15 protein-coding genes are annotated in these 21,015 nt (G+C 70.3%); 8 read left to right on the plus strand and 7 right to left on the minus strand.

From position 1 onward, the window contains the following. Positions 1–34: 34 nt before the first annotated feature. Complete coding sequence (locus JMO03_RS15465) at positions 35–499, minus strand: AAC(3)-I family aminoglycoside N-acetyltransferase (RefSeq protein ID WP_202844643.1); 465 nt, start codon at positions 497–499, stop codon at positions 35–37. Positions 500–676: 177 nt separating this feature from the next. On the opposite strand from JMO03_RS15465, the gene JMO03_RS15470 reads away from it, so the two are divergent. Beyond that, complete coding sequence (locus JMO03_RS15470) at positions 677–1,321, plus strand: response regulator (RefSeq protein WP_202844644.1); 645 nt, start codon at positions 677–679, stop codon at positions 1,319–1,321. 286 nt (positions 1,322–1,607) lie between these two features. Here the strand turns inward: JMO03_RS15470 and JMO03_RS15475 are convergent, their stop codons facing one another. Further along, positions 1,608–4,661 carry an Rne/Rng family ribonuclease gene (locus JMO03_RS15475; RefSeq protein ID WP_202844645.1) on the minus strand — a complete coding sequence of 1,018 codons (3,054 nt, stop codon included), beginning with the start codon at positions 4,659–4,661 and terminating at the stop codon, positions 1,608–1,610. Between the two features lie 438 nt (positions 4,662–5,099). Here JMO03_RS15475 and JMO03_RS15480 point away from each other — a divergent pair, with 438 nt between their 5' ends. After that, on the plus strand, positions 5,100–6,062 hold the full coding sequence (locus JMO03_RS15480) for an RluA family pseudouridine synthase (RefSeq protein ID WP_202844646.1): 963 nt from the start codon (positions 5,100–5,102) through the stop codon (positions 6,060–6,062). Positions 6,063–6,074: 12 nt separating this feature from the next. On the opposite strand, the gene JMO03_RS15485 is transcribed toward JMO03_RS15480, so the two are convergent. Together JMO03_RS15485 and JMO03_RS15490 are read right to left on the minus strand one after the other, a co-directional pair. Continuing rightward, entirely contained in the window at positions 6,075–6,974 is a 900-nt protein-coding gene (locus JMO03_RS15485; protein WP_337926430.1) for a DUF6624 domain-containing protein, read from the minus strand. Beyond that, positions 6,971–7,312: a 4a-hydroxytetrahydrobiopterin dehydratase gene (locus JMO03_RS15490; protein ID WP_202844647.1), complete on the minus strand. Its 342-nt coding sequence runs from the start codon at positions 7,310–7,312 to the stop codon at positions 6,971–6,973. The genes JMO03_RS15485 and JMO03_RS15490 overlap by 4 nt, the downstream gene beginning before the upstream one ends. Before the next feature lie 126 nt (positions 7,313–7,438). On the opposite strand from JMO03_RS15490, the gene JMO03_RS15495 reads away from it, so the two are divergent. Beyond that, a complete protein-coding gene (locus tag JMO03_RS15495) occupies positions 7,439–8,032 on the plus strand; it encodes an NfuA family Fe-S biogenesis protein (RefSeq protein WP_202844648.1) in 594 nt (197 codons plus the stop codon). A gap of 15 nt (positions 8,033–8,047) precedes the next feature. After that, entirely contained in the window at positions 8,048–9,712 is a 1,665-nt protein-coding gene (locus JMO03_RS15500) for a hypothetical protein (protein ID WP_202844649.1), read from the plus strand. A 258-nt stretch (positions 9,713–9,970) separates the two neighbouring features. On the opposite strand, the gene JMO03_RS15505 is transcribed toward JMO03_RS15500, so the two are convergent. Both JMO03_RS15505 and JMO03_RS15510 read right to left on the minus strand, forming a co-directional pair. Beyond that, positions 9,971–10,411, minus strand: a complete 441-nt coding sequence (locus JMO03_RS15505; protein WP_202844650.1) for a c-type cytochrome — start codon at positions 10,409–10,411, stop codon at positions 9,971–9,973. After that, positions 10,408–10,863 carry a c-type cytochrome gene (locus JMO03_RS15510; protein ID WP_202844651.1) on the minus strand — a complete coding sequence of 152 codons (456 nt, stop codon included), beginning with the start codon at positions 10,861–10,863 and terminating at the stop codon, positions 10,408–10,410. Before JMO03_RS15510 ends, JMO03_RS15505 begins: the two co-directional genes overlap by 4 nt. A 354-nt stretch (positions 10,864–11,217) precedes the next feature. Here JMO03_RS15510 and JMO03_RS15515 point away from each other — a divergent pair, with 354 nt between their 5' ends. From JMO03_RS15515 to JMO03_RS15530, 4 genes are all read left to right on the plus strand, one after another. Further along, positions 11,218–12,291: an efflux RND transporter periplasmic adaptor subunit gene (locus JMO03_RS15515; protein ID WP_425491860.1), complete on the plus strand. Its 1,074-nt coding sequence runs from the start codon at positions 11,218–11,220 to the stop codon at positions 12,289–12,291. Next, positions 12,291–15,764, plus strand: coding sequence for an efflux RND transporter permease subunit (locus tag JMO03_RS15520; RefSeq protein WP_202844653.1), 3,474 nt, complete (start codon positions 12,291–12,293; stop codon positions 15,762–15,764). Before JMO03_RS15515 ends, JMO03_RS15520 begins: the two co-directional genes overlap by 1 nt. Before the next feature lie 4 nt (positions 15,765–15,768). Continuing rightward, entirely contained in the window at positions 15,769–18,852 is a 3,084-nt protein-coding gene (locus JMO03_RS15525; RefSeq protein ID WP_202844654.1) for an efflux RND transporter permease subunit, read from the plus strand. Positions 18,853–18,924: 72 nt separating this feature from the next. Then, positions 18,925–19,641, plus strand: a complete 717-nt coding sequence (locus tag JMO03_RS15530) for a CPBP family intramembrane glutamic endopeptidase, BDIM_20840 family (protein WP_202844655.1) — start codon at positions 18,925–18,927, stop codon at positions 19,639–19,641. A 79-nt stretch (positions 19,642–19,720) separates the two neighbouring features. On the opposite strand, the gene JMO03_RS15535 is transcribed toward JMO03_RS15530, so the two are convergent. Then, positions 19,721–20,953, minus strand: coding sequence for a TraB/GumN family protein (locus JMO03_RS15535; protein ID WP_202844656.1), 1,233 nt, complete (start codon positions 20,951–20,953; stop codon positions 19,721–19,723). Positions 20,954–21,015 lie beyond the last annotated feature (62 nt).

Below are 21,015 nucleotides of genomic sequence, written 5' to 3' on the forward strand. Positions count from 1 at the left end.
TCGCAGGACGGGCCGGGAAGGCCGTGCGGCCCGCTCAGTCCACGTCGATGTCGAAGTGGAGCACGTCCTCGCGCACGCCGAGTTTCGTGTACAGCGCAACCGCGGGCGCATCCGGCGGATCGGCCTGCACGTAGATCATCCAGGCGCCGCGTTCGCGCGCGACCTCGCGCAGCTCGGCGATCAACGCGGTGGCGATGCCGCGGCGGCGATGCGCGGCATCGACCGCCAGGTCGTAGATGTAGATCTCGCTGCGCGCCTGTTCGAACTTCGGCAGTTCGTAGGCCGCCAGTCCGCCGACCACCTCGCCGCCCGCGACGGCCGCGATCGCGACGAACTGGCGACCCTCCAGCAGCGAGCGCAGATAGGCGTCGTCGGGCTGCGCGGTAGTGTAGGTGGCGCGATCCTCGAAGGCCTCGCCCATCATCGCCGTCGTCTCGCGAAGCGTGGCGACGTCGTCTCCGCCCAGGCGCCGGATGCGGAATGGTTCGTGCGTTGTCATCGGTTCTGTCCGAGCTTGCGGGATGCGGACGTGGATGTGGCCGAAGTGTCGTTCATCGGGTCCGCCACGCACAGCTGCGCGCACCTGCGCCCCCGTGCGGCGCGGGCATCGGCTTGCACATGCACGGCGCATGGCGCTAGCCTCCGGGTCAGGGGACGTACCACGAGGAAAACAGGGATGACGATCCGGGTGTTCATGGTCGACGACCATGCGCTGGTCCGCGCGGGAATGCGCATGATACTTTCGGGTGAAACCGACATCGAGGTGGTGGGCGAAGCGGAGAGCGGCGAGAGCGCACTGCCGCAGATCCGCAAGCTCAAACCGGACGTGGTGCTGTGCGACCTGCACCTTCCGGGCGTGAGCGGCCTGGAAGTGACCGAACGCGTGGTCAAGGGCCGGCACGCGAAGGTGATCGTAGTCTCGGTGCTGGAAGACGGGCCGATGCCGCGAAAGCTGATCGAGGCCGGCGCATCGGGCTACGTCGGCAAGGGCGGCGATTCGGCCGAGCTGTTGCGCGCGGTTCGCGACGTCGCCCGCGGCAAGCGCTACCTGGCCAGTGGCATCGCGCAGAAGCTGGCGCTGTCCGGATTGCTCGGGGGTGGTTCACCGTTCGACGAACTGTCGCCGCGCGAGCTGGAGATCGCGATGCTGCTGGTGCAGGGGTTGCGCCAGGAGGAGATCGCGAAGAAGCTCAGCCTCAGCCCGAAGACGGTCAATACGCACAAGTCGCGCTTGTTCCTGAAGCTGCAGATCGAGGACAACATCGCGCTGGCGCGACTGGCCAGCCAGTACGGGCTGATCGATCCGTCGCAGGTGCTGTAGGCGCTGCCGTCGCAGCTGCGGGCGCGGCGCTGTGCGAGCGTGGCGACGGCGCAGGCGCGATGCCACGGCGGAGCTCGCGAAGGCAGATGCGGCGATGCGCGATGGCGGGTGGTTCCCAGCTCGCGGGTCAAGCGACGCGCGGAAGGCCCTGAAACGCCGGGCCGCGATACCGGACGCCCGTCACGGGAGCCCGGCGCAGTGTGCGGTTGCGGGCGCGCAGGCGTGTCGATCGCAGCGTGATCGGGCCGGGTCCACCGCCATCGGCGGAACCCGGCCCTGTGCTGCGTCAGGCGCTGCGGGTCGTGGCGCCTTCGTCGCCGGTGTCGTCCCGCTCATCGTTGGCGCTGTCCACCACGTCGACCGCTTCCACCGCGTCCGCTGCCACGGCAGCGGGCGAGGCGTCCTGTTGCGCCACCTGCGGTGCCGACGCAGGCGGATCGAACAAGCCGGGCGCGACATCGGCGGGTGGTTGCGGCGCGGTCGCCGCGGCGTCCACGGCTTCCGGCGCTGCGGGTTCGACGTGTGCGACGGTTTCGGCCGCAGCACGCGTTTCGGCGATCACGGGATCCGCTGATACCGGTTGCGGCGCGGCTGCGTCCGGGATTGCCTCGTCGACGGGGGGTGCGGCTCCGGCCTCCACGTGATCGGGCGGCCCCGGGTTCGCGGACGCCTCTACCGGAGCCGGCCCGGTTGCGACATCCGTCACCGCCCGCGCCGCGGCATCCACCGCGTTGTCGGCCGGCTCCGCTTCGGCGAAGACCGCCTGCGGGCGTTCGGCTGTCCGGTCGGTCACGCCTGTCGTCGCGGAGCTGGCCACGTGCCCCGCGCCGGTCGACGCCGCGGCAGGTTCGCGGACGCGCCCGGGCGCCACCGGTGCGGGCGCGGCCGTGGCCGGTTCGTCGAACTCGAACTCGGGCTGGGTGCGCTGCGCGAGAACCTTCGCGACGGCATCGCCCTCGTCGTTGTCGTCCTCGGCGTCCATGTCGGAGTCGTCCAGGCCGTCGGCGGAAAGGCCCGCAGACGTCTCGCCGGCACCGCGACGGCGACGGCGTCCGCCACGGCGACCGCGGCGGCGGCGACCACCGGCCGCGGCGTCGTCTCCGCCTGCGGTGGCGCCGGAGGCCTCGTCGGCGCCAGCGCCGGCAGTCGTCGGGTGCGTGGCGAGCGCGTCGTCCTGTGTCGCCTCCGCGACGGAGAGGGGCGCCTGGACCGCGGCGGCGGCGATGGCGGGTACTTTCGCGACCTCGGTTTCGGCCACGGGCGCCTGCGTCTGCACCGTCGTCTCTTCCGGTTCGGATGGCTTGGGCTGGGTCGCCTTCTGTGCCTGCCTGGGTTTCTTCTGCGGCGGCGGCTGAGCGGTCTGCTGTCCGGGCTGCGATGTCGGCTGCCGGGCCTGCTGGCCGCGCGCCTGCTGGCCCTGGCGCGGCTCCTTCTGTGCCTGCGCGGCCGGCTGCGCCGCGCCGTCGCGTCGGGAGGGCTTGCCGTTGCGCTCGCGGCGTGCGCCGCCGCTGCGATCACTGCGATCGCTGCGTTCATTGCGTTCGCCACGGGCAGTGCGCTCGCCGCGCTGTTGCGGGGTGGTTTGCGGGGCCGGGGCGGGAGTGCTCGCCGGCTCGCCACCGAGAATCCGCCTGACCCAGCCGAACAGCCCACCGCCGGCGGCGACGGGCGCGGCTACCGGCACCGGCACAGGGGCGGGCGGCGGCGCGACGGGTTCCGGCTGCGCTTCGCGGATCGGCGCGGGTTGCGCCGGCCGCACGTTGGTGACCGCGGGCGGGGGCACGTTGAGGTTGTTCTTGGTCAGCGCGATCGTCGCCACCCGGCGTGGCGTGCCGCGCTGGTAGCTCGGGCGGCTGGACTCTTCGCCCAGCTCGTTCTCGCGCAGGCGCGTGACTTCGTAGTGCGGCGTGTGCAGTTGTTCGTCGGCGACGATCACGATCGGCGCGTCGTGGCGCTTCTCGATCTCGGCCAGCGCGCCGCGCTTCTCGTTGAGCAGGAAGTTGGCGATCTCCACCGGCGCCTGCACCAGCACCTGGCCGGTGTTGTCCTTCATCGCGTGCTCTTCGGCGACGCGGATGATCGACAGGCTCAGCGACTCGACGCTGCGCATGCGGCCGTGGCCCTCGCAGCGCGGGCAGACGATCTGGCTGGATTCGCCCAGGCTCGCGCGCAGGCGCTGGCGGCTCATCTCCAGCAGGCCGAACTTGGAGATCCGGCCCAGCTGCACACGCGCGCGGTCGTACTTGAGCGCGTTCTGCAGCTTGTTCTCGACTTCGCGCTGGTGCTTGCCCGAGTCCATGTCGATGAAGTCGATCACCACCAGTCCGCCGAGGTCGCGCAGGCGCATCTGCCGCGCGACTTCCTCGGCCGCCTCGAGGTTGGTGTTGAACGCCGTCTCCTCGATGTCGCCGCCCTTGGTGGCGCGCGCGGAGTTGACGTCGATCGCGGTCAGGGCTTCGGTCTGGTCGATCACCAGGGCGCCGCCGGAGGGCAGGCGCACGGTGCGCTCGTAGGCCGCCTCGATCTGCGATTCGATCTGGTAGCGGTTGAACAGCGGGACGTCGTCGGTGTAGTGCTTGAGCTTGCGCAGGTTGTGCGGCATCACCTGCTCGACGAAGTCGCGCGCCTCTGCGTACATCTCCGGGGTGTCGACCAGGATCTCGCCGATGTCGGCGCGCATGTAGTCGCGCAGCGCGCGGGTGATCAGGCGCGATTCCTGGTAGATCAGGAACGGCGAGGGCTTGCTCAGCGCGGCCTCGGCGATCGCGCGCCAGATCGAGAGCAGGTAGTCCAGGTCCCACTGCAGCTCTTCGGCGTCGCGGCCGACGCCGGCGGTGCGGATGATCACGCCCATCTCGTCGGGGATCTGCAGCGCGTCCATCGCCTTCTTCAGCTCGGCGCGGTCGTCGCCCTCGATCCGGCGCGAGACGCCGCCTGCTGTGGGCGAGTTCGGCATCAGCACCATGTAGCGGCCGGCCAGCGAGATGAACGTGGTCAGGGCGGCGCCCTTGTTGCCGCGCTCTTCCTTGTCGACCTGGACCACGACCTCCTGGCCTTCGCGCAGGAGTTCCTTGATGTTGCCGGAGCGGTGGTCGGCGCCGGCCTGGAAGTAGTCGCGGGAGATTTCCTTCAGCGGCAGGAAGCCGTGGCGCTCCGAGCCGTATTCGACGAAGGCCGCCTCGAGGGACGGTTCGAGCCGGGTGATGCGGCCCTTGTAGATGTTGGACTTCTTCTGTTCGCGGGACGGCTGTTCGATGTCGATGTCGTACAGGGACTGGCCGTCGACGATGGCCACGCGCAGTTCTTCGGCCTGCGTGGCGTTGATGAGCATTCGCTTCATGGTTGCATTCCTTGCGCTGCCCGCTGTCCCGTGCCTTGTTCAGGCAAGCGGGAGCAGACGCGCGGAACGCCGGGGCGTTTCGCCTGGAGCTTCGGTTGGCCGCCAGCCGCGCAAGCGCAGCGGCGATCCCGGGTTTCCAGCGCTACGACACCACGGCGGACCGCGGGAGCGCTTCAATTCAAAAAAGTGTTGCAGGGCCGGCGGCTAACTCGGGACGGCCTTTCGGGCCGGCTCTCGCGCCGCGCGGGACATGTTCAGCACCGCTGCCTTCGCACCGGGCGATGTCCGGGACTGCCGCCCAGCCGCTAACATGGCCGCCCCGGGGGCGGTGGTCGCGCACTCGACGGGTCTCGCGGAAGGCGGGCTTTCGGCCCGGGAATCTTCCAGCGAAATCAGCACCTTATCTCGCCCGCCGAGTGTATCAGATAAAGCAGGACAATGAACGAGACCCGGTCCCAACCCGCCCCGGCCGGCGGCGTCCGCACCGTCCAGGTGGATGCAGAGCGTGCCGGACAGCGGCTCGACAATTTCCTCCTGTCCCAGCTCAAGGGGGCGCCGAAGTCGCTGGTCTACAAGATCGTGCGCAGCGGACAGGTGCGGGTGAACGGTGGCCGGGCCAAGCCGGAGACACGGCTGCAGGACGGCGATCAGGTGCGGATCCCGCCGGTGCGTCTCGCCGAAGCCGGAGACCGGGGTGTGCCGGCGAAGGGGCTGCTGGCGGCGATGGCGGCCAGCATCGTGTACGAGGACGCGCGCCTGCTGGCGATCAGCAAGCCGTCCGGGATCGCCAGCCACGGCGGCAGCGGGATCAGCTTCGGCGTGATCGAGACCCTGCGCGCGCTGCGCCCGGGCGAGCCGCTGGAACTCGTGCACCGGCTGGACCGGGACACCTCCGGGCTGATGGTGGTCGCGAAGAAGCGTTCGGCGCTGCGCGAACTGCAGGCGCTGATGCGGGAGGAGGGCGGCATCGCCAAGCGCTACCTCGCCCTGCTGGCCGGCAGGATGCCCGACGGGGCGATGAGCGTGGACGCGCCGCTGCACATCGGCCTGCGCCAGGGCGGCGAACGCCACGTGCAGGTGCATGCGGACGGCAAGCCTTCGCTGAGCCACTTCCGCGTGCTCGAGCGCCGCGGCGGGCATTCCTACTGCGAGGTGCGGATCGAGACCGGCCGCACCCACCAGATCCGCGTGCATGCGCAACACATCGGCCATCCGGTGGCCGGCGACGACAAGTACGGCACAGTCGAGGTCAACCAGCGCCTGCGCGACCAGGCGGGCCTGAAGCGGCTCTTCCTGCACGCCGCCTCGCTCGAATTCGCGCTCGACGGCGGCAAGGCTCCCTACGTGCTCGGCGCGCCGCTGGCGCGGGAGCTGGTCGAGGTGCTGGACCGGCTGGGGTAGCTTCCGCGCGCGTCATTCCACCGGCCGGCCGTAGGTCTCGGCCATCATTTTCCTGTAGTCGTCCATCGGTGGCAGGCCGGCCGAACGACGGCGGGCGTCGAGCCCGGCCTCGTCCTCGGCCGGCCGCATGCGCATCATGCCGTCGTCGCCGGTGTGGAACTGCGTGCCGTAGCGTTGCCGCTTGCCCTGCGCGACCAGCACGCGGTCGGTGAGCAGCGCGAGATCCTGCGGGGCCGCCGACCCTTTCGCGACCGCGGCCTCCAGCAACGGCAGGACGGATGCCTGGAAGGCCGGGTCGTGGCCGGCATGCTGCGCGATCATCCAGGCCGCGCGCGCGCCGTCGCGACCCACGAGGTCGCTGTCCGGCCATCCGGTTTCCGCGATGATCTGCCCGAGCCAGCGGGTGTTGTCCGCATCGACCGCTGCGACCGTCCGCCATGCCTCGTCAGCCGCCGAGTCTCCCTGCTTGTCCAGCGCGGCCGCCCGGGCTTCCTGGTCTCGCGCCGCGCGCCGCAACAGCTGCTCGCGCAGTGGGGCATCGATGCGCGCCACGCGCTGCGCCTCCAGTTCCTCCACCTCCGGGAGCAGTGCCTGCCAACCCGGCTGTGCGCGCAGCGCTTCCAGTCCGGGCCGCGAGCTCTCGCGCAACTCTTGCGGTGGAACCCGTCCGGCGGGCAACTGTCGCCGCAGGTACGCGAGGGCTTCCTCGAAGCGCCCCGCCCGCGAAAGGCACTCGGCCGCAAGCAGTTCGCCGCCGATCGCGACCGGCACGCCCGATGCCTCCACGGCCAGAAGCACGTCGGCGCATCGCGCGTAGTCGCCCGCCTCGTAAGCTTCCGACCCCGCCATGAAGGAGGGGGGTTGCGTCCAACTGGGTGCGACCGCCAGCAGCAGCCAGGCGGCGCGCCTCACGACGCCAGCGCGTCCGCCTTGGCTGCGCAGATGAAGTCGTTCTCGCTCAGGCCGCCGACATCGTGCGTGGAGAAGCGCACCACGCAGCGGTCGTAGTGCACGCCCAGGTCGGGATGATGGTCCTCGCGATGGGCGAGGTAGGCCAGCGCATTCACGAAAGCCATCGTCCGGTAGTAGTCCTCGAACGGGAAGGTCTTCGTCAGCGCGCGGCCGTTCTCGGCGAGCTCCCAGCCCGGGATCTCGGGCAGAAGTTCGCGGATGCGGGCTTCTCCAAGCCGGTGCTCGCCGCCGCGGCGCGGGAGGCAGTGGGCCTGGACGAGGGGGATCAGGTCCGACATGGCGCAATCTCCTGTGGCTGTTGGCGCCACGAATGAACGGATCGTGTGCGGGGGCGCCTGCCGCCGCGCGGGGTGCGGGCATCGCGCGGGGCTGGCCCTAGAATACGTCGAAACACGGACCCGACCATGATCCAGATTTCCGACAACGCGCAGGCGCATTTCCGCAAGCTGATCGAGCGCGAAGCGCTGCCCGGCCTCGGCGTGCGCCTGGCCGCGGTGCACCCGGGCACGGCGCGGGCCGACGTGCGGCTCGAGTTCACCGAGCCCGCCGACCTGCAGGGCGATGAATGGGCGATCGACTGCGAGGGCTTCACGCTCTGGCTGGACCCGGTGAGCGCACCGTTCCTCGACGGTGCGCAGATCGATTACGAGTCGCGCGCGACAGGCGGGCAATTGCAGATCCGGGCGCCCAAGATCAAGGGCGAGGCGCCACCGGAATCGGCGTCGATGGTCGAACGGGTGCGCTGGCTGATCGAGTCCGAGATCAACCCGCAGCTGGCCATGCACCGCGGCCACGTCGCGCTGCAGGAAATCACCGCCGACGGCGTGGTGGTGCTGCGCTTCGGCGGCGGTTGCCACGGCTGCGGCATGGTCGACGTCACCCTGAAGCAGGGCATCGAGCGCACGCTGATGGACAAGGTGCCGGGCGTGACCGCGGTGCGCGACGCGACCGACCACGAGACCGGGACGGCGCCCTACATGCCACGCGGCGCGGACTGACGGAACGCGGGCCGGGTGTTCTCGTCCAGCGAACTGATCGAAGCGGTCCGGCGCTCGCTGCGCAAGGGACGTTCGATCCGCCCGCCGCGGCCCGTCGGGGAGTTCCCCCCGGGCTGGGACGAGTGGTTCGCGACTTCGCGACTGGAGGCCCGTCGCATCGCGGTGGAGGCCGGAGCACTGGTGTCGGTGTTCCTTGCCCGCGCGCCGGTCTACGCGCGCGGCTACCGACGGCTCAACGGCCTGCAGGCGTTCGTGCGGCTGTGGCGGGCGGACTGGCGCGAGCGTCCGGCGCCCGATCGCCGCACGCGGATGTTCGCGATCGGCACGTCCCTGCTGCTGCACCTGTTGTGGTTGCAGCTGATGATCATGTTCATGGTCGGGCGTTTCCCGAACGAGGAAGCCGAGGCCGAGCGGCTGGGCGAGAACGTCACCCAGGTGGAGTTCATCGGCGAGGGCACCCCGCAGGACGAGGGTGGCGGCACGCAGCAGGCCGAACTGATGGTGCCGCAGGTGGCGGCCAGCCCGGCACCGGCCGCCACGGCACCGGCCGCGAGCGTGCCGGAGGCGTCGCCACCGCCTCCGCCGCCTTCCGTGGCCGACGTCGAACTGCCGCAGGAACAGCCGCCGCCGATCGCCGCGCAGCCGCTGGAGGTGACCGATACGCCGCAGCCCGACAGCGACTTCGTGCTGGTGCCGCCGACCCTCGACGTTCCGCAGCCGCCGGTGCTGGCCACGCCGGAGCTGAGCGCGCCGACGCCCGAGGTGCGCGTGGTCGAAGTGCCGATGGTGACGCCGCCGCCGCAGATCCGGCCGTTGCCGCGTCGCGACGTCAACGTGCCCGACGTGCGGCAGCCGGAGGTCGAGATCGTCGAACGTGCCGTGCCCGCTCCCGCGCCGGAGATCGCACTACGGGTTCCCCGCACCACCGCGCCGGCGGCGCCCGAACTGCGTCGCGACGGACCGGCGATCGCCCAGCGCGACATCGAACTTCGCGCGCCAAGCCCCGGGGCCGGCTCCGCCGATCGCGCGACGGACAGCACCGCGCAGGGCACGCCCGCGGCCGCCGGCACCGCGTCTTCGTCCTCCACCGAAGCAGGCGGGCGACGCGAGGCCGGGCAGGGCGCCACGCCGTCGGCATCGACGGCCGGCGCGGGACCGGCATCGAGCCCGGCACCGGGCGCGCTGCCTTCGCCAAGGCGCGGCGACGACTGGGGCGATTCCGACCGCAACGTGCCCGGCGGGCAGTCGGGAAGTCCATCGGGGCTGTTCAACGCGGACGGCAGTCCACGCCTGGCGGGCAACACCGGCAACGTCGGCGGTGGCCTGCCGCCCGGGACCATCACCGAGGACTTCGAAAAGATCGACCGCATGGGGACCTGGCTCAAGCGCCCGCCGATCGGCTACGAGCCGAGCAGCTTCGATCGTTTCTGGGTGCCGCACGAGACCCTGCTCGAGGAATGGGTCCGGCGCAGCATCAAGGAAGTGTTGATCCCGATTCCCGGCACCGGCAAGCGGATCCGCTGCACGGTGGCGATGCTCATGCTGGGCGGCGCCTGCGGGATCAGCGATCCGAACATGCTCGATATCGAGGCCGAGGCGCGCAAGCCGCCGGACGTGCCGTTCAAGCGCGAGCTGCAGGAAGACCAGGACAGCCTCGGACCGGCGCCGGCCACACGCTGAGGGCGTGCGCGCCATTGCCGCGGACGTGCGGTCGCGCCCGAGATCGGGCAGCGGGATCGTGCGCGGCGCAGCAGCACAAGGCCCCTGCGGCAATATGGGCTGAAGCAGGCCTCCGTAGGAGCGCCTTCAGGCGCGACCGGCGCCCCGGGTAGGGCCCCCGGCCTCGACACGCCGCGGCCGGCAACGCCACGCGATCGCGCCCATGAAAAAGACCCGCGATGCGCGGGCCTGTTTCGAGGCCGCCGCCGGGCGCCGGGGTCAGTGCGCGCCGTGCAGGTCCCGCAACTGCGAGGGACGCGAGGCGAAGTACGCGGCCAGGTCGGCGATCTGCTGGTCGCTGAGGTTGGCCGCCTGCTGCGACATCAGCGCGTGCTCGCGCTTGCCGTCGCGGTACTGCACGATCGCGTGCTCGAGATAGTCGTAGTACTGGCCGCCGAGCTTGGGGTAGCTGTCGTCCAGCGGCGCATTGCCGTCGGCGCCGTGACAGTCGATGCAGGACTGGCCGGTGGCCTGGCCCTTGGCATTGGCCAGCGTCTCGCCCTCGGCAAGCCGGCCGGTGGGCAGGCCGGCGGAGGACGACTTCGCGCCTGCGGCATTCCCGGCGCCCGGGTCGCCGCCGCAGGCGGCAAGGGCGAATGCGAACAGCAGCGCGGCGGCCAGCGGGCCGACGCGGGCGGGACGGGCGGTGGTGCGGCTCATGGCTTCAGCTCCGACAGGAAGGCGGCGATATCGGCGATGTCCTGGTCGGAAAAGCTCTGCGCCTGCGCTTCCATGGTCGGGTGGGTGCGGGTGCCCTTCCTGTATTCGCTCAGCGCATTGGTGAGGTAGAGCGCCGACTGTCCGCCGATCCGCGGCACGTGGTAGGTCGGATAGACGTTCTTGTAGCCGACGATGCCGTGGCAGCCCTGGCAGGTGTAGGTCAGCAGGCGCCCGGTGTCCGCATCGCCGGTCAGCACCGCCGGGGTGGCCGCGGGCGCGGGCGCCGGCGTGGCGGCGGCTCGCGCTGCGGTGGTTTCGGCCGGCGCTGCTTCGGCTGGTGCGGCTTCGGCCGCGGGTGTTTCGGCATCCTGGGCCGGCGCAGTGCGCGGCAGGGAAGCCAGCGCGAGCAGCGCAACGGCGAGGCTGGCGGCGATCGTCAACGGTCGCGTCATGAAGTGTGTCCGCAGTCCTGGTGGCTGTATGGCTCGAGGTATCGGCATCGGCGACGACGTGCATCGGCGCGCAATCGGGCCAGTATAGCTTGCGCTCCACCGACTGTTAACGGATCGGCGAGTCGCGCGATCCCGCTTGCGGGCAGTCGCGCGAGCCGCAATGGCTGCAACCGGCCCGGTCACGTCCGCATCCCTGCCTGCGTCCACGACCTGCCGCCGGGAGTCACCATGACCTTCGGCGGATACCGCCCGCAGTCCGGGTGATATACCTTGCTACAACACCATAGGGGCCTCGCCAAATCCATGTACACGAACCGAATTTTCCCCGGGTTCCGCCCGGTCCTGGTCATCGGCATGCTGTCGGCCGCGCTGCTGCTGGCTGGCTGCGGTGGCGGCGGCGACGCCAACGCGAAGGACGCGGAAAACAAGGGTCCGGACGCGATCCCGGTCGAAGTCGAGAAGGTGGCGCGGCGTGCGATCGCGGCCAGCTACGCCAACACCGCGACCCTCGAGCCCCTCGCCGAATCGCAGGTGGTGGCCAAGACCTCGGGCGTGGCGCTGCAGGTGCTGGTGGAGGAGGGTCAGGCGGTTCGGGCCGGGCAGCCACTGGTGCGGCTGGACGCCGACCGCGCGCGCCTGCAGGCCGCGCAGAGTTCCGCCCAGTTGCGCAAGCTCGAGGCCAACTTCAAGCGTGCCCAGCAACTGGAATCGCAGCAGATGGTCAGCGCCAACGACCTCGACCAGTTGCGCTACGACCTCGAGAACGCGCGCGCGGTGAACCGCCTCGCCGATCTCGAACTGTCCTACACCCACGTGGTCGCGCCGATCTCGGGCGTGATCGCCTCGCGCGACATCAAGCCGGGCAACTTCGTGCAGATCAACTCGCCGATCTTCCGCATCGTCGACAGCAGCCGGCTCGAGGCCACGCTCAACGTACCCGAGCGCGAGATCGCCAAGCTCAAGCCGGGGCAGGCGGTCGAACTGATCGCCGACGCGCTGCCGGGCAAGCGCTTCACCGGCACCGTGGACCGGGTGTCGCCGGTGGTGGACACCGGCACCGGCACCTTCCGCGTGGTCGCCGCGTTCGCCGGCGACGGCGGGCTGCAGCCGGGCATGTTCAGCCGCCTGTCGATCAATTACGACCAGCGTGCCGATGCGCTGGTGGTGCCGCGCGTCGCGTTGCTCGAGGATGGCGGCGCGCCGGCCGTGTATGCGGTCCGCGACGGCAAGGCCTCGCGCATCGGGGTGACGCTGGGCTATGCCGACGGCGGCTGGATCGAGGTGCGCGAGGGACTGGAGGAGGGCGACGCGGTGGTCGTCGCCGGCAAGGCCGCGCTGCGCGAAGGCAGCGCCGTACAGGTGCTGGGCGAAGCCGCGGCCGACAAGGCGAAGCCGGAACCGGCCGCGGCGGCGCAGGCGGGCAACTGATGGGTCCGCACGATCCGCCGCCCGGAGGCGGCTTCGACCTGGTCGAGTTCGCCACGCGGCGCCGCGTCACCATCGCGATGATGACGCTGACCCTGGTGCTGTTCGGCCTGATCTCGCTGTCGGGCCTGAAGGTCGAGCTGCTGCCCGACCTGAGTTATCCCACGCTGACCGTGCGCACCGACTACGAAGGCGCCGCGCCGGCGGAAGTCGAGACCCTGATCTCGCAGCCGGCCGAGGAGGCGCTGGGCGTGGTCAAGGGATTGCGCAAGCTCAAGTCGATCTCGCGCACGGGACAGAGCGACGTCGTGCTCGAGTTCGCCTGGGGCACCGACATGGAGCAGGCCGGGCTCGACGTGCGCGACAAGATGGAGACGCTGCAGTTGCCGCTGGAGGCCAGGCCGCCGGTGCTGCTGCGCTTCAATCCCTCGACCCAGCCGATCATGCGCCTGGCGCTGTCCTCGACCCAGGAAGGCGGCAGCGAGGCGGACGCCGTGCGCCGTCTGATGGAACTGCGGCGCTATGCCGACGACGACCTCAAGCGCAAGCTCGAGCCGGTGGCGGGCGTCGCGGCGGTCAAGGTCGGGGGTGGGCTCGAGGACGAGATCCAGGTCGACATCGACCAGCGCAGGCTGGCCCAGCTCGGACTGTCGCTGGACAACGTGATCCAGCGCCTGCAGCAGGAGAACGTGAACCTCTCCGGCGGCCGCCTGGAAGAGGGCTCGCAGCGCTACCTGGTGCGCACGGTCAACCAGTTCGCCACGGTCGAGCAGATGCGCGAGATGCTGCTGACCACCGCGGGCGGCGCGTCGGGCGCAGCCTCCACCGGCGAGAACCGGCAGCTGATGACCGCGATCCTGGGCAGCCGCGATCCGAACGTGATCGCCGCCCTGCGCAGCGACGGCAGCGGTGGCGGAAGCTCGCCGGTGCGGCTGCGCGACGTGGCCGAGGTGCGCCAGGGCTACAAGGAGCGCGAGGCGGTGATCCGCAGCGCCGGCCACGAGGCGGTCGAGCTGGCGATCTACAAGGAAGGCGACGCCAACACCGTGGCCACCGCCGACGCGCTCGAGACGCGGCTGAAGCTGGTCCGCGAGCAACTGCCGCGCGACATCGAGATGACCGTGGTCGAGGACCAGTCGGTCTTCATCCGGCACGCGATCCGCGACGTCAAGGTCGACGCGGTGATCGGCGGCATGCTCGCGATCCTGATCATCTTCCTGTTCCTGCGCGATGGCTGGAGCACGTTCGTGATCTCGCTGTCGCTGCCGGTCTCGATCATCACCACGTTCTTCTTCATGGGCCAGCTGGGCCTGAGCCTCAACCTGATGTCGCTCGGCGGCCTGGCGCTGGCGACGGGACTGGTGGTCGACGACTCGATCGTCGTGCTCGAATCGGTCGCCAAGGCGCGCGAGCGCGGGCTGGGCATCCTGGAGGCGGCGATCTCGGGCACGCGCGAGGTGTTCATGGCGGTCGTGGCCTCGACCCTGACCACGATCGCGGTGTTCCTGCCGCTGGTCTTCGTCGAGGGCATCGCCGGCCAGCTGTTCCGCGACCAGGCGCTGACCGTGTCGATCGCGATCGCGGTCTCGCTGGTGGTGTCGATGACCCTGGTCCCGATGCTCAGCTCGCTCAAGGGACGTCCGCCGATGGCGTTCCCCGAGGAGGAGCCGCATCCGCAGTGGCGGCCGGCGAGCCGCTGGAAGAAGCCGGTCGCCGCGACCGGGCGCGGCGTCGGCGCCACCATCCGTTGGCTGTTCTTCGCGGTCGTCTGGGCCCTGGTGCGCCTGTGGCGTGGACTGGTGGCCGTGGTCGGGCCGGTCATGCGCAAGGCCAGCGACCTGGCGATGGCGCCCTACAACCGCGCAGAGGCGCGCTACCTGCGGATGCTGCCGGCGGCGCTGGCGCGGCCCTGGCCGGTGCTGGTCGGCGCGGCGCTGGCGTTCGCGCTGACCGTCGCGGCGTTGCCGTTCCTGGGCCTGGACCTGATCCCGCAACTGGCGCAGGACCGGTTCGAGATGACCGTCAAGCTGCCGCCGGGCACGCCGCTCGCGCAGACCGATGCGCTGGTGCGCGACGTCCAGCGCAGGCATGCCGACGAGGAAGGCGTGCGCCTGCTGTACGGCGTCTCCGGCACCGGCACCCGGCTCGATGCCAGTCCCACCGAGAGCGGCGAGAACATCGGCAAGCTGTCGGTGGTGATGGACGACACTGCGCGCGAGGCGGCGCTGGTCGAGCGTTTGCGCGGCACCATGCAGGCCTACCCGTCGGCGCAGGTGGATTTCGCGCGGCCGGAACTGTTCTCGCTGTCGCCGCCGCTGGAGATCGAGATCGAGGGCAGCGACCTGGAGGCGATCCGCGTCGCCGGCGTGCGCCTGGCCGGCCTGATGCGCGCCAACCCCAACTACGCCGACGTGACCTCGACGGTGGAGCAGGGATTCCCCGAGATCCAGGTCGTGTTCGACCAGGACCGCGCCGCGGCGCTGGGCCTGACCACGCGCCAGATCGCCGATGCGGTGGTCAACAAGGTGCGCGGCAACGTCGCCACCCGCTACAGCTTCCGCGATCGCAAGATCGACGTGCTGGTGCGGGTGCAGGAATCCGAGCGCTCGTCGGTGGACGACATCCGCCGCCTGATCGTGAACCCGGCCGGGGGCAGCCCGGTGGAGCTGGCCTCGGTCGCCGAGGTGGTCTCGACCACTGGCCCCAGCGAAATCCATCGCGCCGACCAGCGCCGGGTGGCGATCGTGTCGGCCAACCTGCGCGACATCGACCTGGGCACCGCGATCGCCGACGTGGAGAAGATGGTGGCCGACAACCCGCTCGGCACCGACGTGGTCGTGCGCATGGGCGGCCAGGGCCAGGAGCTGGGCGACTCGGTGCGTTCGCTGCTGTTCGCGTTCGCGCTGGCGGTGTTCCTTGTGTACCTGGTGATGGCCTCGCAGTTCGAATCGCTGCTGCATCCGTTCGTGATCCTGTTCACCATCCCGCTGGCGATGGTCGGCGCGGTCGCGGCGCTCATGCTCACCGGTTCGCCGATCTCGGTCGTCGTGTTCATCGGTCTGATCCTGCTGGTCGGGCTGGTGGTGAAGAACGCCATCATCCTGATCGACAAGGTCAACCAGTTGCGGGAGGCCGGCATCGCCAAGCGCGAGGCCCTGGTGGAGGGCGCACGCTCGCGCCTGCGGCCGATCATGATGACCACGCTGACCGCGGTGTTCGGCTTCATGCCGTTGGCGCTGGCCTTCGGCGAAGGTGCCGAGGTGCGCTCGCCCATGGCGATCACGGTGATCGGCGGCCTGCTGGTGTCGACCCTGCTCACCCTGCTGGTGATTCCGGTGGTCTACGACCTGCTGGACCGCAAGCCAGACGAGCATTACGCCGAGCGCGGCCGCCGCGCGCGCAACACCGCCGCGCAGGTCGCCGAGGTACTGTCGCACGAACAGGACGCGCTGGACGGCCCGGGCGCGAGGGGCTGAGGCGATGAACATCACCGAGATCTCCATCCGCCGGCCGGTCACCACGATCATGCTGTTCGTGTCGATGGTGGCGATCGGCCTGATCGCCTCGTTCCGGCTTCCGCTCGAAGCCGAGCCCGAAGCCACGATCCCGTTCTTCTTCGTGTCGCTGCCGTATGCGGGCTCCACCCCGGAAGAGGTGGAACGCAACATCCTGCGGCCGGTGGAGGAGGCGCTGGCGACGATGTCCGGCATCAAGACGATGCGTTCGCGCGCCAATGCCGAGGGCGGACAGATCCAGGTCGAGTTCAGCGACTGGGGACGCGACATCGCCATCGCCGCCTCCGAGGCGCGCGAGCGCATCGACGCGGTCCGGGACCAGTTGCCGGACGACTTCCGCCGTTACTACGTGCAGCGCTGGAGCACCAGCGATCGGGAGGCGCTGAGCCTGCGCCTGACCAGCGACGAGGACCTGACCGCGCGCGCCGACCTGATCGAGCGCAGCATCAAGCAGCGGCTCGAGCGCCTGCCCGGGGTGGCGCGCGTCGAAGTGGAGGGCGTGGCCCGGCAGGAGGTGCTGATCGCGCTCGACAAGGACCGGCTCAGCGCGCATGGCGTGGCCCTGAACGAACTGGTGCAGCGCCTGCAGGCGGCGAACTTCTCGGTCTCCGCGGGGCAGATCACCGAATCCGGCCGGCGCCTGCGCGTACAGCCGCGGGGCGAGCTGCAGGAACTGCAGGCGTTGCGCGACCTGCGGGTCGACGAGCGCGGCACGCGCCTGTCCGACATCGCCGGGGTCAGCCTGCAACCGCAGCGCATGAGCTACGTGCGGCAGATGGAGGGCAGGCCCAGCGTCGGGGTCGACGTCTACAAGGAACGCGCCGCGAACCTGGTGGACCTCTCGCGCGCGGTGCGCGCCGAGATCGCCGTGCTGGAGGACGATCCGGCGATGCGCGGCGTCGGCATCGAGATCACCGACGACCAGGGCGAGGCGGTGACCGGCTCGCTGCTGGCGCTGGCCGAGGCGGGCGGCATCGGCCTGGCGCTGTCGATCATCGTGCTGTACGCGTTCCTGCGCCACTGGCCGTCCACGCTGATGGTCACGACCGCGATCCCGATCTGCTTCATCATGACCCTGGGCTTCATGTACTTCGCCGGCATCTCGCTCAACATCATCTCGATGATGGGCCTGCTGCTGGCGGTGGGCATGCTGGTCGACAATGCCGTGGTGGTGGTCGAGAGCATCTACCAGGAACGCGAGAAATACCCCGACAAGCCCTGGCTCGCCTCGATCATCGGCACCCGCCACGTCGCCATCGCGCTTTCGGCCGGCACCCTGTGCCACTGCGTCGTGTTCCTGCCGATGATGTTCGGCGAGCGCAACATCATCACCATTTACCTCACCCAGCTGGCCCTGACCATCTCGGTTTCCCTGCTGGCCTCGTGGCTGGTCGCGGTGAGCCTGATCCCGATGCTGTGCGCGCGGATGAAGACGCCGCCGGCGGTGAAGTCGCCGTTCATCACCCGCATGCAGAACCGCTATGCCCGCGTCCTGCGCTGGACGCTCGATCACCGCGGCTGGAGCGTCGCCGGCATCCTCGCGATCTCGCTGCTGAGCGTCTACCCGATGATGAACACCAAGGGCGGCGGCGACGACGGCGACCCGAGCCAGGTCAACATCTTCTACCAGTGGAAGGGCGCCTATTCGAAGGAGGAGATGGGCAGGGAGGTCGCGCGGGTCGAGCGGTACGTCAACGCCAACCGCGAGGAGTTCCGGATCGAGAAGGTCTACAGCCGCTACAGCGAACAGGGCTGGGCCTCGACGCGACTGTTCCTCGACGTCGAGGACCGCGCATTGAGCCTGCAGATCCAGGAGAAGATCCGCGAGGGCCTGCCGCAGTCGGCGCGCGCCAAGATCGGCCTCGGCTGGCCGGGCGGCATGGGCAACGAGGGCGAGGGGATCCGCTTCAGCCTGATCGGCGATTCCACCCAGGTGCTGATGGAACTGGCGGCCGACATCGTGCCGATGCTCGGGCGCAACGAGAAACTGCGCGACGTGCGCGTGGACACCGGCGACGCCAACACCGAGCTGTCGGTGCGCGTGGACCGCGAGCGCGCTGCGGCCTACGGCTTCAGCGCACAGGAGGTGGCGCAGTTCGTCGGCATGGCGCTGCGCGGATCGTCGCTTCGCGACTTCCACCGGGGGGACGTCGAGATCCCGGTCAACGTCCGCTTCGCCGGTTCCGACGACTACGGCATCGAGGACCTGTCGGGCTTCATGGTGCGCGCCCCCAACGGCACCCAGGTGCCGCTGCTGGCGATGGTGGATGTCGGGCTCAATCCGGCGTCGACCTCGATCCAGCGGCTGAACCGCCAGACGATGCTGAGCATCGAGGCCGGCATCGCCAAGGACGTCCCGATGGACGAGGCGCGCAAGGCGATCGAAGCCGCGCTGGACGGCATGGAGTTCCCGCCCGGCTACGGCTACACCTTCTCCGGGATGGGCTTCAACATCAATTTCGACGGCATGGACCAGATGTTGCGCGCGATCATGATCGCGCTGGTGCTGATGCTGGTGATCATGGCCGCGGTGTTCGAATCGCTGCTGTTCCCGACCGCGATCATGTCCTGCGTGCTGTTCTCGATCTTCGGGGTGTACTGGCTGTTCTGGATCACCGGCACCGAGATGAACATCATGGCGGTGATCGGCATCCTGGTGCTGATGGGCGTGGTGGTGAACAACGGCATCGTGATGATCGAGCACATCAACAACCTGCGTCGGCGCGGCCTGCCGCGCACAGAGGCGCTGGTCGAAGGCAGTCGCGAGCGCTTGCGTCCGATCCTGATGACGATGGGCACCGCGATCCTGGCGATGATCCCGATCGGACTCAACACCGATACCGCCGACGGCATGCCGCCGTACTACCCGATGGCGCGCGCGATCGCCGGCGGCCTGGCGTTCTCGACCGTGGTCAGCCTGCTGTTCCTGCCCACGATCTACGCGCTGCTCGACGACCTGCGCACGGGCACCGCGCGGGTGGTCCGTCGTGCGCGCGGCCGCAAGGCCGCGCGCACGGCGCCGGCGGTGGCGGGGCTTCGCGCCGAATAGCCCGGCGCGCGTCCCGCGGTCGTTCCGCCGCTGTCGGCGGCAGCGCGATGTCCGCTTCCAGGGAGTCGCAACATGCAGTACGCGCTCATCGAGATCGCTGTCCACCTCGCCGTGATCGGCCTGCTCGCCGGTGTCGCCGCGCTGGCGCCAGGGGTGCGGTTACGCCCCGGCTGGCTGGCGCTCGCACTGGTGCTGATGCTGCTGCGCGATGCGATGGTGCTGCGCGGCTACGGCCTGGTGCCCGACCTGCTGCCCGGCAGCGACTGGAACTGGACCGGCAAGCTGCTCGCCACCGCGGTCCTGCTGGGCGTGGCCGCACTGCCGTGGTTCGGCCTGCGGCGCTGTGGCGCGACCCTGCGGCAGGCACCGGGCTCGGCGCCGGCATGGATCGCGTTCGCGGTGCTGGCGGTCGCGATCTTCGCGCTCGCGTTCCACTATCGGGACGGGCCCGACGGACTCGACACCATCCTTTTCCAGTGGACCATGCCCGGCCTCGAGGAAGAGCTGTTCTACCGCGGCGTGCTGCTGCTGGCCCTCGATGAGGCGCTGGATGCCGGCGACAGGCGGCGCTTCGCCGGCATCGGCATCGGCGGTGTGCTCGCCACCATCGCCTTCGGCCTCGGACACGCGCTGTTCTACCGCGCCGGAGGCCTGTCCTTCGATGCGATGGCATTCGCCATGACCGCAGTGCCCGCGCTGCTGCTGGTCTGGTTCCGGGTGCGGACGGGCAGCCTGCTGCTGCCGGTGCTGGCGCACAACGTCGCCAACGGCGCGTTCACCGTGCTGTGACTCGTGCCAGCGGGCCGGGCGTGCGCCGGGCCAAGGCGCCATGCCCGAACCCGGTGGCGTACCGAACGGGGAGGGACGGTCAGCCGAACAGGCGCGCCAGCATGCGCGCGCCGCCGGTCCACACGCCGATCGCGGTGCCGAGCGAGGTCAGGAAGAAGTTCACCAGCACGCGCGCGACCCGGTTGCGCCACCAGCCGCGCACCGTGTTCACGTCCTGGCGCAGGGCCATGAAGTCGGCGTAGGTCGGCTTGCGCACCCAGGCCTCGATCACGGCGCTGACGGTGCCGGAGGCCAGCGCCGGATGCAGCGGCGTGAACGGCGAGGACACGAACGCGCCGAGGATGCTGAGCGGATGGCCGCCGGCGACGAGGCAACCGAGCGCGCCGAGCCCACCGGTCCACAACACCCAGTACAGCAGCAGGTCGGCGCCGACGTCGAAACCGCCGGTGGCGAAGCCCCAGGCGAATCCGGCGAGCAGGAACACGCCGATGCAGATTTCCAGCACCGGCAGCTTCGACTTGGGCTTCACCGCCTCGAGCGCCGCGGTGACCGCGTCGGGCGTCGCGTCGTCCTCGCGCAGGTGCCGCGCCAGTCCGTCGAGGTGACCGGCGCCGACCACGGCGAGCACCTCGCGCGCATTCCCTGCGGTCGCACGCAGGCGCGCGGCCATGTAGCGGTCGCGTTCGGCGATCAGCGCGTCGTACAGCTCGGGCGTCTGTTCGGCGAACTCGCTGAAGCTGGCCTGCAGCATGTCGCCCTGCTTGAGCTTCTCGATGTCGTGCTCGGCGACCTCGTCGTCGACGATCAGGCCGGCGACCAGACCGCCGCCGAGCTTGGCGCGCTGCCACCAGCCGAGCCGCTGCAGCGCGCGGCGGAAGGTCAGGCCGACGTCGCGGTCGATCAGGTGCGTCGGCAGGCCGCGTGCGCGCGCATCCTCCACCGCGGCCTTCAGTTCCGCGCCAGGCTCGATGCCGAGTTGCTCGGCGAGCCGGCGTTGGTAGCTGGCCATCGCGAGGTTGGCGGCGAACAGCGGGGTCTTGCCCTCGCGCAGCACCTTGACCAGGTCGAGCCTGGCGAGCGCTTCGGGATCGCTGATCGCGTCCAGGCGCTGCTCGTCCAGCTCGACGCCCACCGCGTCGAAGCCGCCCTCGGCGATCGCGGCGCGTACCGCGTCGACGCTGGCACGGGAGACGTGCGCGGTGCCCAGCAGGGTGTAGCGCACGCCATCGCGCTCGACGATGGCGTGAGGTTGCGCGCGCCAGTCGGCTTCGGCGGCGGGGGCTTCGTGTTCGCTCAACGGAAGGGTCCGCATGGAGGGGGTCGGTACCGACAACAAGACGGCGCCTTGCGGCGCCGTCTTCGGTACTGGGGACA

The organism is Luteimonas saliphila (assembly GCF_016774335.1).
GTDB classification, from domain to species: domain Bacteria; phylum Pseudomonadota; class Gammaproteobacteria; order Xanthomonadales; family Xanthomonadaceae; genus Luteimonas; species Luteimonas saliphila.

Bases quoted from the DNA above. Each gene is read 5' to 3' on its own strand.
- JMO03_RS15465 (WP_202844643.1), bottom strand. From the start codon at position 499: ATGACAACGCACGAACCATTCCGCATCCGGCGCCTGGGCGGAGACGAC.
- JMO03_RS15470 (WP_202844644.1), top strand. From the start codon at position 677: ATGACGATCCGGGTGTTCATGGTCGACGACCATGCGCTGGTCCGCGCG.
- JMO03_RS15475 (WP_202844645.1), bottom strand. From the start codon at position 4,661: ATGAAGCGAATGCTCATCAACGCCACGCAGGCCGAAGAACTGCGCGTG.
- JMO03_RS15480 (WP_202844646.1), top strand. From the start codon at position 5,100: ATGAACGAGACCCGGTCCCAACCCGCCCCGGCCGGCGGCGTCCGCACC.
- JMO03_RS15490 (WP_202844647.1), bottom strand. From the start codon at position 7,312: ATGTCGGACCTGATCCCCCTCGTCCAGGCCCACTGCCTCCCGCGCCGC.
- JMO03_RS15495 (WP_202844648.1), top strand. From the start codon at position 7,439: ATGATCCAGATTTCCGACAACGCGCAGGCGCATTTCCGCAAGCTGATC.
- JMO03_RS15505 (WP_202844650.1), bottom strand. From the start codon at position 10,411: ATGAGCCGCACCACCGCCCGTCCCGCCCGCGTCGGCCCGCTGGCCGCC.
- JMO03_RS15510 (WP_202844651.1), bottom strand. From the start codon at position 10,863: ATGACGCGACCGTTGACGATCGCCGCCAGCCTCGCCGTTGCGCTGCTC.
- JMO03_RS15515 (WP_425491860.1), top strand. From the start codon at position 11,218: ATGCTGTCGGCCGCGCTGCTGCTGGCTGGCTGCGGTGGCGGCGGCGAC.
- JMO03_RS15520 (WP_202844653.1), top strand. From the start codon at position 12,291: ATGGGTCCGCACGATCCGCCGCCCGGAGGCGGCTTCGACCTGGTCGAG.
- JMO03_RS15525 (WP_202844654.1), top strand. From the start codon at position 15,769: ATGAACATCACCGAGATCTCCATCCGCCGGCCGGTCACCACGATCATG.
- JMO03_RS15530 (WP_202844655.1), top strand. From the start codon at position 18,925: ATGCAGTACGCGCTCATCGAGATCGCTGTCCACCTCGCCGTGATCGGC.
- JMO03_RS15535 (WP_202844656.1), bottom strand. From the start codon at position 20,953: ATGCGGACCCTTCCGTTGAGCGAACACGAAGCCCCCGCCGCCGAAGCC.